The following is a 16,639-nucleotide window of genomic DNA, read 5'->3' as shown; positions in this document are numbered from 1 at the left end:
AAACTTAATTCTATAAAAAAAGGTGGAACTAGATTCCTTATAAAATCATAGTCCCACCGTAAATGGTTATTTCAATTATTTCAATTAAATACGTCGATTTAATTCTCAATTATTTCAAAAGGAAATTACATAGTATGGATTGGTAATCCAATAGCTTTTTCAGCAACTTCCATAGTCATTTCACCTAATGTTGGGTGAGCATGAACAGTTAATGCGATATCTTCAGCATTCATGCCTGCTTCGATAGCTAAACCTAATTCAGAAATAATATCAGAAGCACCATTACCTGCTACTTGAGCACCAATAACTGTGTCATCTTCTTTTAATGTAATTAATTTAACGAAACCAGTTGTATCGTCTAATGATAAAGCACGTCCGTTAGCAGCATAAGGGAATTTAGATGCTTTGAAATCTAAACCTTCTTCTTTAGCCTGAGCTTCAGTATAGCCAACTTGAGCTAATTCTGGTTCAGTGAAGCATACAGCAGGCATACCAATGTAATCAACTTCTGATGCTTGACCTGAGATTACTTCTGCAGCTACTTTACCTTCATAACTTGCTTTGTGTGCAAGTGGTAAACCAGGTACGATATCACCAATTGCGTAGATGTTTTTAATAGAAGTACGACTTTGTTTGTCTACTTCTAATAATCCACGATCAGCAAATTTAAGACCTAATTCTTCTAAGCCTAATTCGTCTGTATTTGGACGACGACCTACAGTTACTAATACATAATCAGCTTCAATTGTTTTTTCTTCACCTTTAGCTTCGTAAGTAACTTTAACACCGTTTTCAGTTTCTTCAGCGTTTTTAGCCATAGCTTCAGTGATAATTTCAACGCCTTTTTCTTTCATACCTTTTTTAACAGGTTGAACCATTTGTTTTTCGAAACCGCCAAGAATTTCTTTAGCACCTTCTAAAATTGTAACTTCAGAACCGAAGTGAGCAAAGGCAGTACCAAGTTCTGAACCAATATAACCGCCACCGACAACTACTAATTTACCAGGAACTTCTTGTAAGTTTAAAGCGCCTGTTGAATCGATAACGCGTTTACCAAATTCAAAATTAGGAATTTCAATTGGTCTTGAACCAGTTGCAATAATAGCATTTTTGAAGTTATACGTTTGAGCACTTTTCTCATCCATAACACGTAAACTATTTTCATCTACGAAATAAGCTTCACCACGAACGATGTCAACTTTATTACCTTTTAATAAACCTTCAACACCGCCAGTTAATTTATTAACAACTGATTGTTTAAATTCTTGAACTTTATCAAATTTAAGTGATACGCTTTCAGCAATAATCCCTAAATTTTCAGAGTGTTGAGCTTCTACGAAACGATGAGAAGCATGTAATAACGCTTTTGATGGAATACATCCAACGTTTAAGCACACACCACCTAAGTCACCTTTTTCAACAATAGTAACTTTTTGTCCTAATTGAGCTGCACGAATTGCAGCAACATATCCACCAGGACCTGCTCCGATTACAATAGTATCTGTTTCAATTGGGAAATCTCCAACTACCATGTTTTACCCCTCCATTAATAATAATTCTGGATTATTTAATAAGCGTTTGATATGATTCATAGCATTTTGACCAGTTGCACCATCAATTTGTCTGTGGTCAAAGCTTAATGATAATGCTAATACTGGAGCTGCTACAATTTCACCATCTTTAACAATAGGTTTTTGAGCAATACGTCCAATACCTAAAATAGCTACTTCTGGGTGATTGATAACTGGAGTGAACCATTGTCCACCAGCCGAACCGATGTTACTAATTGTACATGTAGCACCGCTCATTTCTTGAGATGTTAATTTACCATCACGAGCTTTAACAGCTAATTCATTGATTTCATCTGAGATTTGGAAAATAGATTTACGATCTGCATTTTTAACTACAGGTACTAATAAACCTCTTTCAGTATCTGCAGCGATACCGATATTCCAGTAATGTTTGTGTACAATTTCACCAGCTTCTTCATTAAATGACGTATTCAGTGCTGGGTATTTTTTAAGTGCAGAAACAAGCGCTTTAACAACATATGGTAAGAATGTTAATTTAATACCTTGTTCAGCTGCAACTTCTTTGAATTTTTTACGGTGATCCCATAAGTCTTGAACATCAATTTCATCCATTAATGTTACGTGTGGAGCAGTGTGTTTTGAGTTAACCATTGCTTTAGCAATTGCTTTACGCATAGCAGGGATTTTTTCTGTAGTTTCAGGGAAGTCTCCTTCAGGTACTGATTGAGTTTGAACTGCAGAAGTATCTTCTGATGTTGAAGCAGCTGCACTTTCATTTGAAGCTGTTGCTGCTTGAGCACCGCCACCATTTAAGTGGTTATCGATGTCTTCTTTAGTAATACGTCCATTTTTACCTGAACCAGAAACTGCTTTAATGTTCACGCCTTTTTCACGTGCATATTTACGTACAGATGGCATTGCTTTAATTCGTCTGTTTTCGTCTACTTTTTCATCTTGTGATGTTGAAGCTGCTGGAGTTTCTTCAGTTTTAGCTTCTTCTTTTGCAGGTTCTTCTTCTTTAGATGAAGCATCGTCATCATCATGACCTTTAAATTGCATTTCTTCTGCATCTGGTGCGTCAATTTTAACAATGACATCACCTACAACTGCTACAGTGCCTTCTTCAACTACTACTTCTTCAATTGTACCGCTTACAGGAGATGGGATTTCTACTACAGATTTATCATTTTGAACCTCTGCTAATACGTCATCCTCTTCAATTGTATCTCCGGCTGAAACAAACCACTTAACGATTTCACCTTCGTGGATACCTTCACCAATGTCGGGTAGTCTAAATTCAAATGCCACGTTCTTATCCTCCTAAGATTTAAATATTTATTATTTAAATAAATTTATAACATAGAGGAAGGACAGAATAATATGTCGTGTCTGTTAACACTTTATCATTTTGTCCTACGTCTCTAGTTTACAATTAATTATATATACATAAAATAAATAGACAATACTTATTTTAAATATATAGATTCATATATAGCTTACTGTTTTGTATATACTATTAGAATTCTAAAGTAGCTTTAGCTTGTTCAATAATATCATTTTTATTTGGTAACCAAACGTTTTCAGCTTGAGTAAATGGATATACAGTATCAGCAGCAGCAACACGTGCAATTGGAGCTTCTAATGAAAGAATAGCACGTTCAGCTAATTCAGCTGCTACAGTAGCACCAACACCAGCTTGACGTTGAGCTTCTTGAACAACTACTGCACGACCAGTTTTTTCAACTGATGCAACTAATGTATCAATATCGATTGGTTGAACTGTACGTAAATCGATAACTTCTACAGAGTAACCTTCTTTTTCAAGTTCTTCTGCAGCTTTTTCAGATTCTTGTACCATTGCACCGTATGCAATTAATGTAATGTCATTACCTTCTTTTTTGACATTTGCTTTACCAATTTCAATTGTATATTCTTCTTCAGGAACTTCTTCACGGAATGAACGATATAATTTCATGTGCTCTAAATATACAACTGGATCGTTTGATCTGATTGATGAAAGTAATAAACCTTTAGCATCATAAGGACCAGATGGAATAACTACTTTAATACCTGGTGATTGAGCTAAAATACCTTCTAAGTTATCTGCGTGTAATTCTGGAGTGTGTACCCCACCACCAAATGGTGTACGAATTGTTACAGGAGCAGTTTTAGAACCACCTGAACGGAAACGCGTACGAGCAATTTGACCAGCAACTTCATCAAACACTTCAAATACGAATCCTAAGAATTGAATTTCCATTACAGGACGGAAACCTTCTACAGTTAAACCAAGAGCTAAACCACCAATACCAGATTCAGCTAATGGTGTGTCGAATACACGGTCTTCACCGAATTCTTTTTGTAAACCTTCAGTAACACGGAATACACCGCCGTTAACACCAACGTCTTCACCGAAAATTAAAACGTTTTCGTCATTTTGCAATTCAGTTTTAAGCGCATTGTTAATCGCTTGAACCATTGTCATTTGTGCCATGGCTTATTTCGACTCCTTCTCTTTGTAAATTTCATATTGTTCAGCTAAATTTTGAGGCATATCTTCATACATGATATCCATTAAATCAAGAACAGTTTGTTTTGGAGTATTGTCAGCCTCTTTAATTGCTTTCTTGATGTCGTCTTTAGCACGTTCAATAACTTCGTTTTCTTTCTCTTCGCTCCATAATCCTTTATTTTCTAAGAATTTTCTGAAACGAACTAACGGGTCTTTTTTCTCCCACTCTGCATCTTCATCTGAAGTTCTGTAACGAGTTGGATCATCTCCAGCCATTGTATGTGGACCATAACGATAAGTCATAGTTTCGATTAATGTTGGACCTTCACCATTAATTGCGCGATCACGAGCTTCTTTAGTAGCTTGATATACAGCTAATGCATCCATACCATCAACTTGGATACCAGGGATACCTACTGCAATTGCTTTTTGAGCTAATGTAGTAGCAGCTGTTTGTTTACTACGTGGAGTAGAAATAGCATAGTTATTGTTTTGGATAACAAAGATTGCTGGTGCTTTATAAGCAGAAGCAAAGTTAATACCTTCGTAGAAATCACCTTGTGAAGAACCACCATCACCAGTGTAAGTGATAGCAACTGCTTTTTTACCACGTTTTTTAATACCGAATGCCACACCAGCTGTTTGGATATATTGTGCACCGATAATGATTTGTGGACTGAATGCGTTTACGCCTTCAGGGAATTGGTTACCTTTAAAGTGACCTCTTGAGAATAAGAAAGCATCAGTTAACGGTAAACCGTGCCAAATAAGTTGTGGTACATCACGGTAACCAGGTAAAATGAAGTCTTCTTTTTCTAAAGCATATTGAGAAGCTAATTGAGATGCTTCTTGTCCTGCTGTTGGAGCATAGAAACCTAAACGACCTTGTCTATTTAAAGAAATAGAACGTTGGTCAAGAATACGTGTCCACACCATTCTTTCCATTAATTCTACTAATTGTTCATCAGTTAAATCAGGTACTAAGTCTTCATTTACGACATTACCATCTACGTCCAAAATTTGAACCATTTCAAATTTCGACTGAGTATCATTTAATACTTTTACTGCATCGAATTGGGCTTGTAACTTAGGAGCCATTCAATTCACCATACCTTTCCCATATAATAGAAATTCATTTTATCCACTCATAGTGTACCACAATTATTTTAGACTGTTAAACATTTTCATAAAGTTCTGTATTACTAAAAAAAGATACAGTCTGAGAAACTGTATCAATGTAACAATTAACACTGTATTAGTGATGTTAAGAGATTAAATGATCGACGTCTTGTTTTTCTTTATTAACTGTATTCATTGCCTTAGCATAAGCCTGGAATTTTTTCTTAAAGTTTTCTTGAGCTTTATTAAGCGCATTGTTTTTTTCGTCTACTTGAGATTGCGTTACTCCATCTTGTTTGACTAATTCAAATAAATCTTTTTCTTTACTTAATACATTTCTATAAGCCTTAGCATAGTCGTCATGTGTTTTATATTTGTTTTTTATAGCATCATCAAGTTGTTTAACTTCTTTTCTTTTATTATCATTTTTAATATCGTTAATATGAGAATCGCCTTTTTTAAATTGCTTTTCGGAATTTTTTAAAATTGAAACTTCCTTATCAAAGGTTTTTTCTCGTTTATCAATATTATCAAGTACATCGTCAGCTGCTTTACTACGTGTATTACTGTCATTACTATTTGCTTTTTTATACAAACCTTGTTTCTTTTCTTCAAGTGAATTTAGTTTTTTACTAACCTCATTTATAGATTGTTCTTTATCAAATGCTTTTTGAACATTATTGTCATAAGCTTTTACCTCTTTTTTATCAGTTGTACAACCAGCTAATAAAAGTGTAGAGGCAGCTGCAACAACTATGGTTTTACGTAATTTCATTAATGTCATTCCTCCTCATAGTGTTTCGATTGTAATATTATATAAAGATAGTTTATAAATCAAATGAAACTATATAATGTACGTAAATGTATATTATCTGTTATATTTTATATTATATAAGGAAGGTGTATAACATGTTAACAATGAAAGATATTATTAGAGATGGACATCCTACGTTACGCGAAAAAGCAAAAGACGTGAATTTACCTCTTTCTGAAGAAGACAAAAATACTTTGCGTGATATGCGTGAATTTTTAATTAATAGTCAAGATGATGAAATTGCTAAAAAATATGGTCTACGCTCTGGAGTAGGTTTAGCTGCACCACAAATTAATATTTCAAAAAAAATGATAGCTGTGTATTTACCTGACGATGGGGAAGGTAAATCTTACGACTATATGTTGGTCAATCCTAAAGTAATTAGTCATAGTGTTCAACACGCTTATTTACCTACTGGTGAGGGTTGTTTAAGTGTAGATGAAAATATACCTGGTTTAGTTCATCGTCATTATAGAACAACAATTAAAGCTTATGATATTGATGGTAATGAAGTTAAATTACGTTTAAAAGGTTATCCAGCAATTGTATTTCAACATGAAATTGATCATTTAAATGGTATTATGTTCTACGATTATATCGATAAAGATCATCCTCTTACTCCATTACCAGACTCAGTTGAAGTTTAATATTCAAGCCTAATGCATTTTTACATTATTGTAATAAATGTGTTAGGTTTTTCTTTTTTTATTCAATTTCCTCCTACTTTTACTACATATAAACTGCTTTATTTATTCTGATACATAAGGTAAAATAAAAATTAACTGAAATCATAGTAAATTACTATCTTTCAAAAAATGAACGACATGTATGATTTGCCTTTAAGCACAGTAAAATAAATATTATTTTATATTAAAAATTTAAAATGCCTGTTATGTAGCATTCACGTTAGATGTGAAAATAAATAAACATGTATATTTTATTTATTTTCTACTTGTGCTCATAAGACAATAAATAAACATTTATTTAGGAGGAAATATATATCATGGCAGTATTTAAAGTATTTTTTCAACATAATAAAGACGAAGTAATTGTTCGTGAGAACACAAATACAATTTATGTTGAAGGTGAAACTGAAGAACAAGTAAGACGTTATTTAAAAGATCGCAATTATAATATCGAATTTATTACTAAATTAGAGGGCGCACATTTAGAATATGAAAAAGAACATTCTGATCACTTTAATGTGGAGAACGCTCAATAATGAAACAATTACATTCTAATGAAGTAGGTGTATATGCTCTAGGCGGCTTAGGTGAGGTTGGTAAAAACACTTATGCTGTGGAGTATAAAGATGAAATTGTTATCATCGATGCTGGAATTAAGTTCCCTGATGATAATTTATTAGGTATAGACTACGTTATTCCTGATTATACCTACTTAGAACAAAATCAAGATAAAATTGTTGGTTTATTTATTACTCATGGACATGAAGACCATATAGGTGGTGTGCCCTACCTATTAAAGCAAATTAATGTGCCTATTTATGGTGGCCCTTTAGCTTTAGGTTTAATACGCAATAAATTAGAAGAACACAATTTACTGCGTAATGCTAGTTTAAATGAAATTACAGAAGATAGTGTTATAAAATCTAAACATTTTGAAATTTCTTTTTACTTAACTACGCATAGTATCCCAGAAGCATATGGTGTTGTTGTTGACACACCTGAAGGTAAAATTGTCCATACTGGTGACTTCAAATTTGATTTTACACCTGTTGGTGCGCCTGCTAATATCGCCAAAATGGCAGAGCTTGGTAAAGAAGGCGTATTATGCTTGTTATCTGACTCTACGAATGCGCTAGTTCCTGATTTCACATTAAGTGAACGTGAAGTTGGACAAAATGTCGATAAAATTTTCCGTAACTGTAAAGGTCGTATTATTTTCGCAACCTTTGCATCAAACATCTATCGTGTCCAACAAGCGGTGGAAGCAGCAATTAAATATAATCGTAAAATTGTAACTTTTGGCCGTTCAATGGAAAATAATATTAAGATTGGTATGGAGCTGGGTTATATCAAAGCACCCCCAGAAACATTTGTTGAGCCTAACAAAATTAATAATATTCCTAAACACGAGTTACTTATTTTATGCACTGGCTCTCAAGGTGAACCAATGGCTGCACTTTCACGTATCGCTAATGGTACACACAAACAAATTAAAATTATACCTGATGATACTGTAGTATTCAGTTCTTCTCCTATTCCAGGGAATACTAAAAGTATCAATCGTACAATTAACGCATTATATAAAGCTGGTGCTGATGTTATTCACAGTAAGATTTCTAACATTCATACATCAGGACATGGTTCCCAAGGCGACCAGCAGTTAATGCTTCGTTTAATTCAACCTAAATACTTCTTACCTATTCATGGTGAATATCGTATGCTAAAAGCTCATGGTCAAACAGGTATTGATTGTGGTGTTAAAGAAGAAAATGTCTTTATTTTTGATATTGGTGATGTGTTAGCTTTAACACACGATTCTGCGCGTAAAGCTGGTCGAATTCCATCTGGTAATGTATTAGTTGATGGAAGTGGCATCGGTGATATTGGTAATGTTGTCATTCGGGATCGTAAATTATTATCTGAAGAAGGATTGGTTATTGTTGTAGTAAGTATTGATTTTAATACAAATAAACTTCTTTCAGGTCCAGATATTATTTCACGTGGTTTTGTTTACATGCGTGAATCTGGCCAATTAATTTATGATGCACAACGAAAAATTAAAACGGATGTTATTTCAAAACTAAATTCAAATGATGATATTCAATGGCATCAAATTAAATCTTCAATCATTGAAACGTTACAGCCGTATTTATATGAAAAAACAGCTCGTCGTCCAATGATTTTACCAGTAATTATGAAAGTAAATGAAGAATAAACACACACGGTATTTCTTAAGAAATACCGTGTGTTTTACTATCTTACTATTTTTTTCTCAAAACGATTTAAATCATTATCGTGGCCGATCATTATCATAATATCTCCAATTTCAATATTCATGTTTGGATCTGGTGACACAATGATTTCTCGTCCTCTTTTTATTGCAATAATATTAATACCGAATTGTGCTCGAATATCTAAATCTCTGATTGTTTGACCAGTCAATTTTTCACTTACTTTTAACTCTACTAATGAATGCTCATCTGCGAGTTCAAGGTAGTCTAGTACACTTGCACTTGCTACATTATGTGCAATACGACGACCCATATCTCTTTCTGGATGTACCACAGTATCAGCACCAATTTTATTCAAAATCTTTGCATGATAATCGTTTTGTGCTTTGGCCGTAACTTTTTTAACACCTAATTCTTTCAATATTAAAGTTGTTAATGTACTAGATTGAATATTCTCACCTATTGCCACAATGACATGGTCAAAATTTCGTATACCTAAACTTTTCATTACCGCTTCATCTGTAGTGTCAGCTACAACAGCATGTGTCGCAATTTCACTATATTCATTTACTCGAGCTTCATCTCTATCAATAGCCATAACATCCATATCTAAAGCATTTAGCTCTCTTACAATACTTCCTCCAAAACGACCTAATCCTATCACTACATACTCTTTCTCCATGACTTCTGGAACTCCTATCTAAAAAATAAGAGCTAAAATGATAAGTTCATTTATATACTAGAAACTTATTCAAAGTTCTATAAATATAAATTACTCTCATTTTAGCTCCTCTCTTAATTTAAATTACTTTTTACCTTCCACATATTGTTTATCGAAAACGAATAATCTCAATAACAATATTAACGATGGAAGTAATAAAAGTAAACCTAAAATAAAGACGATTGTTAATGCTAAGCCCATTGATGAGTTTACACCTGAATCTGAAATTTTAATATATGGATAAAGAATATAAGGTAACTTACTCATACCGTATCCGTAAAAAGCGAAAGCCATTTGTAAAATTACCATAATAAATGCTAAACCATGATACTTTTTAATCATATTTAAAATTCCTGCAATTAAGAAGAAAATAAAACTAATTGCAAACATCCACCAATAATGCGTAATTGCATTATAAAAGTGATTAGAGTTTTGTATTCTTAATGATAAGAATACAAATAATGAAATAATAATCATCGGTGGACCCCAGAACATAAACCATTGACGCATAAATTTATAAGCTACTTTATCTTTTGCTTTAGAAGCATAATATGTTAAAAATCCTGATGATATATATAATACACTTACAATTGCTAAAAATACAACTGACCATGCGAAAGGACTTAATAGTAACTGTACCCAATCCAAATCAAAATGATTGCCTTGTTCATTAATGTATCCACCTTCTGAGATAGTCAATACAGTTGCGAGTGCTGCGGGTATTAAAAGTCCAGTAATACCATATAAAAATATCCAGGGCAGTTTATTATCTTGTCCATAATGTTCAAAAGCATAAAAACTACTTCTAATAGAAATAAGAATTAAAGCGATTGAACCAGGAACTAATAACACTGTCCCTAAATAAAGAGCTGAATCTGGGAAAAATCCTACAAAACCTACAAAGAAAAATACAAAAAATACATTTGTTACTTCCCATACAGGATTTAAATATCTTTCTATAAGATGATTAATCTTTTTTTCTTCTCCCGTTAATTTTGTATGCAAAGTTAAAAATCCAGCACCAAAATCAATAGACGCTACGATAATATAAAAAAATAGGAAAGTCCATAATACTGTAATACCTATGCCAGTATAATCCATTATTCTTGACCTCCAATCACTTTATCAATATCCTCGCGAGCTGGTTTATTTCTAAACATTCTCAATAATACATAGGCAGATGTAAAGAGAAGTACAAAATAAAGTAAACCGAATAGAATTGTTACTAACGTAATTCCTCCTGCCTGTGTAGCAGCTTGGCTAACACGCATGTAACCTCTAACAATCCATGGTTGACGTCCCATTTCAGTTAAGAACCAACCAAACTCTATAGCAAGCATTGAAGCAGGTCCTGTTAAAAGTACTGCATAAAGCATTACTTTTTTAGTTATAATAGGACGTAGTTTTTTTATCATTAATGCTAATATGAAAATGCCTGATACGATAAAACAAAAGATTCCCATCGATACCATTAAATCAAAGAAATAATGAACGATTAATGGAGGTAAATCATTTTTAGGAAATTCATTTAAACCTTTTACTTTAGTATTAATATTATTATCAGCTAAAAAGCTCAGTAATCCAGGAATTTTTATGGCTCCTGAAACTTCTTGTGTTTTTTCATTTAAGACACCAAAAAATACTAAATCTGCTTTAGAATGTGTATCAAAATGCCACTCGTAGGCGGCTAATTTTTCTGGTTGTACTTTATGAAGAAACTTAGCAGACAAATCTCCAGCTAACATTGATAATAATGTTTGAATAAATCCAAGAATCATAGTCATTTTTAACGCTTTTTTATGATATGGCGCATCTTCACTATATTTATTTTTCAATAATTTAAATGCAGCGATTGCTGCCAAAATAAACGCCATCGTCATACCAGCTGTTGCAACAACATGAAATGCTCTAACTAAAAATGAAGAATTGAACATTGCTTCAAATGGTTGAACATTAACCATTTTGCCTTTTTTCATTTCAAAACCTGCTGGAGTATTCATAAATGAGTTCACTGAAGTAATAAAGAACGCTGAGAATGAACCACCAATAATAACAGGTAAACTAATTAAAAAATGTATCCATTGATTTTTAAAACGATTCCATGTATATAGATAAATACTTAAAAAGATTGCTTCAAAGAAGAAAGCAAATGTTTCCATAAAAAGAGGAAGCGCGATAACATGGCCACCCATTTTCATAAACGTAGGCCAAACAAGTGAAAGTTGTAATCCAATAATTGTTCCAGTTACAACTCCAACTGCAACTGTAATCGTATACCCTTTTGACCAACGTTTTGCTAATGCTATATATTTAGGATCTTTCTTTTTGATCCCTAAAAACTCTGCGATTGCAAACATTAATGGCATTCCTACTCCAATAGTAGCAAAAATAATATGAACGCCTAATGTCATCCCTGTCAAAAAACGACTAATTTCGACAGAATTCATACTTAACCACCTTTTCTATAATTTAAAATTAAAGCCTATAGATTTAAATTATATACCTAAACATTAGTAACTAAAATTTTTTTGTTTACTTTTTAATAGAGAATTTAAATGGAATTCACATAAAATTCACAATTTGCATTTTTTAATTACCTTATATATAGTAAGAAAAGTATAATTAAAAGGAGAATATGCTTTATGTCTAAAATAATTATCTATACACAAGATGATTGTCCACCTTGTAATTTTTTAAAAAATTATTTAACGGAACATCATATTAATTTTATTGAAAAAAATATTAAGTATCCTTCTTATCGTAAGGAAATGTTAGAATATGATGCATTCTCTACACCATTTATCTTATTAAATGAGGAGCCTATGTATCAGGTAGATTTAGAAAAAATTAACAAAATATTTGATATCCAAATGTAGTATATAAAAAAAGAACCTGAGACATCATAAGTTGTCTCAGGTATTTTTAATATTATTTAGAAATGTGATGAACAAGTTCTTTAACTTCATCTTGTGTTGCACAATTAATGGCACGATTTGCTAATTCCGTCATTTCGTTTTTACTTAAACCATTAATTTGTCTTCTAGCTTTAAGAATAGAAGTTGCACTCATAGAGAATTCATCTAATCCTAAACCTAATAATAATGGAATTGCTGTTTCATCGCCAGCCATTTCACCACACATACCAGTCCATTTACCTTCTTTATGAGAAGCTTCAATAACCTGTTTAACTAAACGTAAAATTGCTGGATTATATGGTTGATATAAATATGAAACACGTTCAGACATACGATCAGCTGCCATAGTATATTGAATTAAGTCATTAGTTCCTATACTAAAGAAATCTACTTCTTTAGCAAAGATATCAGCTAACGCAGCAGTAGAAGGAATCTCTACCATGATACCTACTTCGATATCATCAGCAACTTCTTGTCCTTCGCTAGTTAATTTATCTTTTTCTTCTAAAAGAATAGCTTTAGCATCTCTAAACTCTTTAATAGTAGCTACCATTGGGAACATAATATTTAATTTACCATAAGCAGATGCGCGTAATAACGCACGTAATTGTGTTCTGAAGATGTCTTGTTGATCTAAGCACAAACGAATTGCACGATAACCTAAGAACGGATTCATTTCATTAGGTAAATTTAAATATGGTAATTCTTTATCTCCACCAATATCTAAAGTACGTACAACAACGCGTTTATCTTTCATAGTTTCTAAAACTTTTTTATACGCTTCAAATTGTTCGTCTTCAGTTGGCATTTGATCTCTACCCATATATAAAAATTCTGTTCTATAAAGACCAATTCCTTCAGCGCCATTTTCCATAACACCATATAAATCATCAGGTGTACCAATATTAGCAGCTAATTCTGCATGTTCACCGTCAACAGTTACAGTTTCAGCATCACGAAGTTTTTGTAATTCTTTTTTATCTTCAAAGAAACGCTCACGTTTATTTTGATAAGCAATGAATTCATCTTCAGTTGGATCTATGATAACGTCACCAGTAATACCGTCAACAATAACCATATCTCCTTGTTTTACTTCATGAGTAATCGATTTAGTACCCACCACGGCTGCAATTTCTAATGAACGGCTCATAATTGCAGAATGACTTGTACGGCCACCAATATTTGTAACAAAACCTTGAACAAACTCTTTGTTTAATTGTGCAGTATCAGATGGTGTTAAATCGTTTCCTATAATAACTACACTTTCATCAATCATACTAGGATTTGGTAACTCCACACCTAAAAGATGAGCAAGTACACGCTTAGAAACGTCACGAATATCTGCTGCACGTTCTCTCATATATTCATTATCCATAGATTCAAAAATAGTAATAAATTGAGTCGTAACTTCATTTAATGCTTCTGGAGCATTTACTTTCTCATTCTCAATTTTATCTTCAATTGGCTGAATTAATTCTGGGTCATCAAGTACAAGTAAATGTGCATCAAAAATAGCAGCTTTATCTGCACCTAATGATTTTTCAGCATTATTTCTAATTTTTGTTAATTCAATTTTGGAAGCTTCTAAAGCATTTCTGAACTTTTTAATTTCAGCATCAGTATCAGTAATTTTCTCATTCGTAAATGATAAATCAGGTTCTACCAGTAAATATGCTTTGGCAATTGCAACTCCATCAGAAGCTGCAATACCTTTAATTAATTTAGACATAATTACTCTGTTAAACCTTCTTTTGATAAAACTTCACTGATCGCTTGAATTGCGTCTTGTTCATCGCTTCCATCAGCATAGATAGTGATTTCAGCATCTTTACCTACACCTAAACTCATAACGCCCATAATTGATTTTAAATTTACTTTTTTACCGTTATATTCTAATTGAATATCTGAATCAAATTTAGATGCTGTTTGCACTAACATTGTAGCCGGACGTGCATGAATTCCAGTTTCGTCAACAATTACATATGATTTTTGTTCCATAATCTATTTCTCCTCCATAAGTTAGAAAATTAATTTTATTATTATCTAACATAAAAATTTATACCCTAACACTACCAAAATATATAACTAAATTCAATTCTTATATAATTGAATTATTATAGAAAAATACACTTATGTTAATAAAGTAGCAGTCATTATATAAGTAATCAAACAAGGTTTGATTACTTATAATAGGTATAGCTTTATGTTAGTCAATTTTCTAATATTATATATAATTTCTTCGCTTTTATTATACTACACTTTTAAAAAATTAAATAATATCACGTAAAACTTTTTCACATTTTTCTATATGATCTTGACCTAATTTATTCATAAAGTAGTAACTAATTGAAGCTGAAACAGCTTGTCCCACTACTGGGAACCATTTTGTTTGTTTCGCTGCAGTACGCTTAGCAACATCTCTAATGATTAATTTCAAAGCACCACTAGTCACTTTTTCACCAATCATTGAACTACCTTGAATTGCTGCTGCTGATAAAATACGTTCTTTAACATCTTCACCAAGAGAATTGACTTGTTTTTGATCAAGGCCGTAAATTTTATTAATATCTTCAATAATATCTTTCATCAATTTGATATCTATACCAAAATCTAATCCTGGAATTGGCACAACACTCATTCCTGAAGATAATAAAGATTTTTTCTTAACGACTGCTTTAGCTTTTTCTCTGCGTTGTGCAATTTCTTCTTCATTTTTAGGTAAGATATCTTTTTCATTAATTTCTTCTATATCTAAGACTTTTTTACCTACTTTATCAGTAACTCCATTTGTAATTTTATGAATAATACCCATTTACTGACTCACCTTTCGTTTTTCATAATATTTTCAACATACATTCGATACCCTATTTCAGTACTTTAATGCTTAATATTTATGAATACAGCTTTTAAATATTTAGAAGGTTTATAATGTGGATGTGTTTTAAAGTCTTTTGGTAATCCCATGACTTCTTCTATTTCATATTCTACGTTAGCTTGTTCCAATGTTTTCTTGATTACATTTTTAAATGCTTTTAAAGAAAAAGCACTTGAATTTGTACATAGCAACAATGTACCATTTGGTGCTAAAACATCTAAAGCACCATTAATTAAATCATCATAATTTTTTTGTACTGAAAAAGTTTTCTTTTTATTACGCGCAAAACTAGGCGGATCAATAACTATTGTGTCATATTGTTTTCCATGACGTGCTGCATAATTATAAAAATCAAATGTATCCATAACATAGATATATTGACTTTTAGGATCTACACCATTTAACCCAAAATTTTCTTCGGTTAATGTACGAGAACGATTAGCTAAATCTACACTTGTTGTAACTTTAGCATTTTTAGATGCTACTACTGAAAACGCGCCCGTATAACTAAATAGATTTAAAACACTTCTATTTTCGGCAAAATAATCACGTAATTTTTTACGAACTTCTTTTTGATCTAAAAATATTCCTGTCATCAATCCATCGTTTAAATCAACATTGTAAAATGTAAAATTTTCTTCAATAACTATTGGAAATTCTGGAGTTTTTCCAAGTACATGTCCCCCTGTATACTCCGTATCTTTAAAGCGCATTTTTTCAAAAACAGATTCAAATTTAAATACTTTTTTTATTGCTTCAATAATTATATAACGAAACTTGTAAATTCCTTTTGAATACCATTGAATAAGTAAATGTCCATTATAATTATCAATAGTTAAGCCTCCAACGCCATCTCCCTCAGCATTAAATAGTCTAAAAGCATTAGTTCCTTCTATATTGTAGTAATACTCTCTTTCTTCTAGCGCTTTTTTAAATAAATTTTCAAAGAAAGTAATATTGATATCTTCTTCTTGGCTATATGTGATTACCCATCCTAAGCCTTTATGTTGACGTCCTACATAAGCTGTTGCTATGTATTGGTTATTTTCAGTAACTATATTAAACAAGTCACCTTCTTTTAAATGATCATGTTGAAAAATATCTTCTTCTTCAACTAAAGGATATTGATTTAAATATTTAGTTTCTTTGCCTTTATTTAAAGTTGCTATTTTCATTTTAATTTCTCCTATTTTAATTTTTTTAACGAATCTGTTGTGATTTACTCTACTATTTT

16 protein-coding genes are annotated in these 16,639 nt (G+C 32.1%); 4 read left to right on the top strand and 12 right to left on the bottom strand.

Annotation, left to right across the window (positions count from 1 at the left end; all coding sequences use genetic code 11):
- Positions 1 to 125 precede the first annotated feature (125 nt).
- From lpdA to CD034_RS03635, 5 genes are all read right to left on the bottom strand, one after another.
- The gene (lpdA, locus tag CD034_RS03655; RefSeq protein ID WP_103288149.1) at positions 126 to 1,532 is read right to left on the bottom strand and encodes a dihydrolipoyl dehydrogenase; all 1,407 of its coding nucleotides are present in this window, start codon (positions 1,530 to 1,532) and stop codon (positions 126 to 128) included.
- A gap of 3 nt (positions 1,533 to 1,535) precedes the next feature.
- Positions 1,536 to 2,840, bottom strand: coding sequence for a dihydrolipoamide acetyltransferase family protein (locus tag CD034_RS03650; protein ID WP_002488351.1), 1,305 nt, complete (start codon positions 2,838 to 2,840; stop codon positions 1,536 to 1,538).
- A 208-nt stretch (positions 2,841 to 3,048) separates the two neighbouring features.
- Complete coding sequence (locus CD034_RS03645) at positions 3,049 to 4,026, bottom strand: alpha-ketoacid dehydrogenase subunit beta (RefSeq protein ID WP_002448131.1); 978 nt, start codon at positions 4,024 to 4,026, stop codon at positions 3,049 to 3,051.
- Between the two features lie 3 nt (positions 4,027 to 4,029).
- Positions 4,030 to 5,142, bottom strand: a complete 1,113-nt coding sequence (gene pdhA, locus CD034_RS03640; protein WP_002448048.1) for a pyruvate dehydrogenase (acetyl-transferring) E1 component subunit alpha — start codon at positions 5,140 to 5,142, stop codon at positions 4,030 to 4,032.
- A 166-nt stretch (positions 5,143 to 5,308) separates the two neighbouring features.
- Positions 5,309 to 5,938: a YkyA family protein gene (locus CD034_RS03635; RefSeq protein ID WP_103288148.1), complete on the bottom strand. Its 630-nt coding sequence runs from the start codon at positions 5,936 to 5,938 to the stop codon at positions 5,309 to 5,311.
- Positions 5,939 to 6,072: 134 nt separating this feature from the next.
- On the opposite strand from CD034_RS03635, the gene def reads away from it, so the two are divergent.
- The 3 genes from def to rnjA all read left to right on the top strand — a co-directional run bounded on the left by def (position 6,073) and on the right by rnjA (position 8,878).
- The gene (gene def, locus CD034_RS03630) at positions 6,073 to 6,624 is read left to right on the top strand and encodes a peptide deformylase (protein ID WP_002448106.1); all 552 of its coding nucleotides are present in this window, start codon (positions 6,073 to 6,075) and stop codon (positions 6,622 to 6,624) included.
- 356 nt (positions 6,625 to 6,980) lie between these two features.
- Complete coding sequence (locus CD034_RS03625) at positions 6,981 to 7,199, top strand: DNA-dependent RNA polymerase subunit epsilon (protein WP_002448185.1); 219 nt, start codon at positions 6,981 to 6,983, stop codon at positions 7,197 to 7,199.
- A complete protein-coding gene (gene rnjA / locus CD034_RS03620) occupies positions 7,199 to 8,878 on the top strand; it encodes a ribonuclease J1 (protein WP_002448244.1) in 1,680 nt (559 codons plus the stop codon). Before CD034_RS03625 ends, rnjA begins: the two co-directional genes overlap by 1 nt.
- 38 nt (positions 8,879 to 8,916) lie before the next feature.
- Here rnjA and CD034_RS03615 read toward each other — a convergent pair whose 3' ends face one another.
- The 3 genes from CD034_RS03615 to CD034_RS03605 form a co-directional block, all read right to left on the bottom strand.
- On the bottom strand, positions 8,917 to 9,576 hold the full coding sequence (locus tag CD034_RS03615; protein WP_002448135.1) for a potassium channel family protein: 660 nt from the start codon (positions 9,574 to 9,576) through the stop codon (positions 8,917 to 8,919).
- Positions 9,577 to 9,699: 123 nt separating this feature from the next.
- Entirely contained in the window at positions 9,700 to 10,716 is a 1,017-nt protein-coding gene (locus CD034_RS03610; protein ID WP_002448141.1) for a cytochrome d ubiquinol oxidase subunit II, read from the bottom strand.
- Positions 10,716 to 12,062 carry a cytochrome ubiquinol oxidase subunit I gene (locus CD034_RS03605; protein ID WP_002448254.1) on the bottom strand — a complete coding sequence of 449 codons (1,347 nt, stop codon included), beginning with the start codon at positions 12,060 to 12,062 and terminating at the stop codon, positions 10,716 to 10,718. Before CD034_RS03605 ends, CD034_RS03610 begins: the two co-directional genes overlap by 1 nt.
- 195 nt (positions 12,063 to 12,257) lie before the next feature.
- On the opposite strand from CD034_RS03605, the gene CD034_RS03600 reads away from it, so the two are divergent.
- Complete coding sequence (locus tag CD034_RS03600) at positions 12,258 to 12,491, top strand: glutaredoxin family protein (RefSeq protein ID WP_049431739.1); 234 nt, start codon at positions 12,258 to 12,260, stop codon at positions 12,489 to 12,491.
- A 52-nt stretch (positions 12,492 to 12,543) separates the two neighbouring features.
- Here CD034_RS03600 and ptsP read toward each other — a convergent pair whose 3' ends face one another.
- The 4 genes from ptsP to CD034_RS03580 all read right to left on the bottom strand — a co-directional run bounded on the left by ptsP (position 12,544) and on the right by CD034_RS03580 (position 16,580).
- Positions 12,544 to 14,259, bottom strand: a complete 1,716-nt coding sequence (ptsP, locus tag CD034_RS03595; protein ID WP_049431741.1) for a phosphoenolpyruvate--protein phosphotransferase — start codon at positions 14,257 to 14,259, stop codon at positions 12,544 to 12,546.
- A gap of 2 nt (positions 14,260 to 14,261) precedes the next feature.
- Positions 14,262 to 14,528 carry a phosphocarrier protein HPr gene (locus tag CD034_RS03590; protein ID WP_002448249.1) on the bottom strand — a complete coding sequence of 89 codons (267 nt, stop codon included), beginning with the start codon at positions 14,526 to 14,528 and terminating at the stop codon, positions 14,262 to 14,264.
- 271 nt (positions 14,529 to 14,799) lie between these two features.
- The gene (locus CD034_RS03585) at positions 14,800 to 15,342 is read right to left on the bottom strand and encodes a DUF697 domain-containing protein (RefSeq protein ID WP_002455499.1); all 543 of its coding nucleotides are present in this window, start codon (positions 15,340 to 15,342) and stop codon (positions 14,800 to 14,802) included.
- Between the two features lie 65 nt (positions 15,343 to 15,407).
- Positions 15,408 to 16,580, bottom strand: coding sequence for a class I SAM-dependent rRNA methyltransferase (locus CD034_RS03580; RefSeq protein WP_077700415.1), 1,173 nt, complete (start codon positions 16,578 to 16,580; stop codon positions 15,408 to 15,410).
- Between the last annotated feature and the right edge of the window lie 59 nt (positions 16,581 to 16,639).

This window comes from Staphylococcus hominis subsp. hominis (genome assembly GCF_002901845.1).
Classification (GTDB): domain Bacteria; phylum Bacillota; class Bacilli; order Staphylococcales; family Staphylococcaceae; genus Staphylococcus; species Staphylococcus hominis.
Note: the sequence above shows the minus strand (reverse complement) of the source record. Positions and strands in the feature narration are given on the sequence as shown.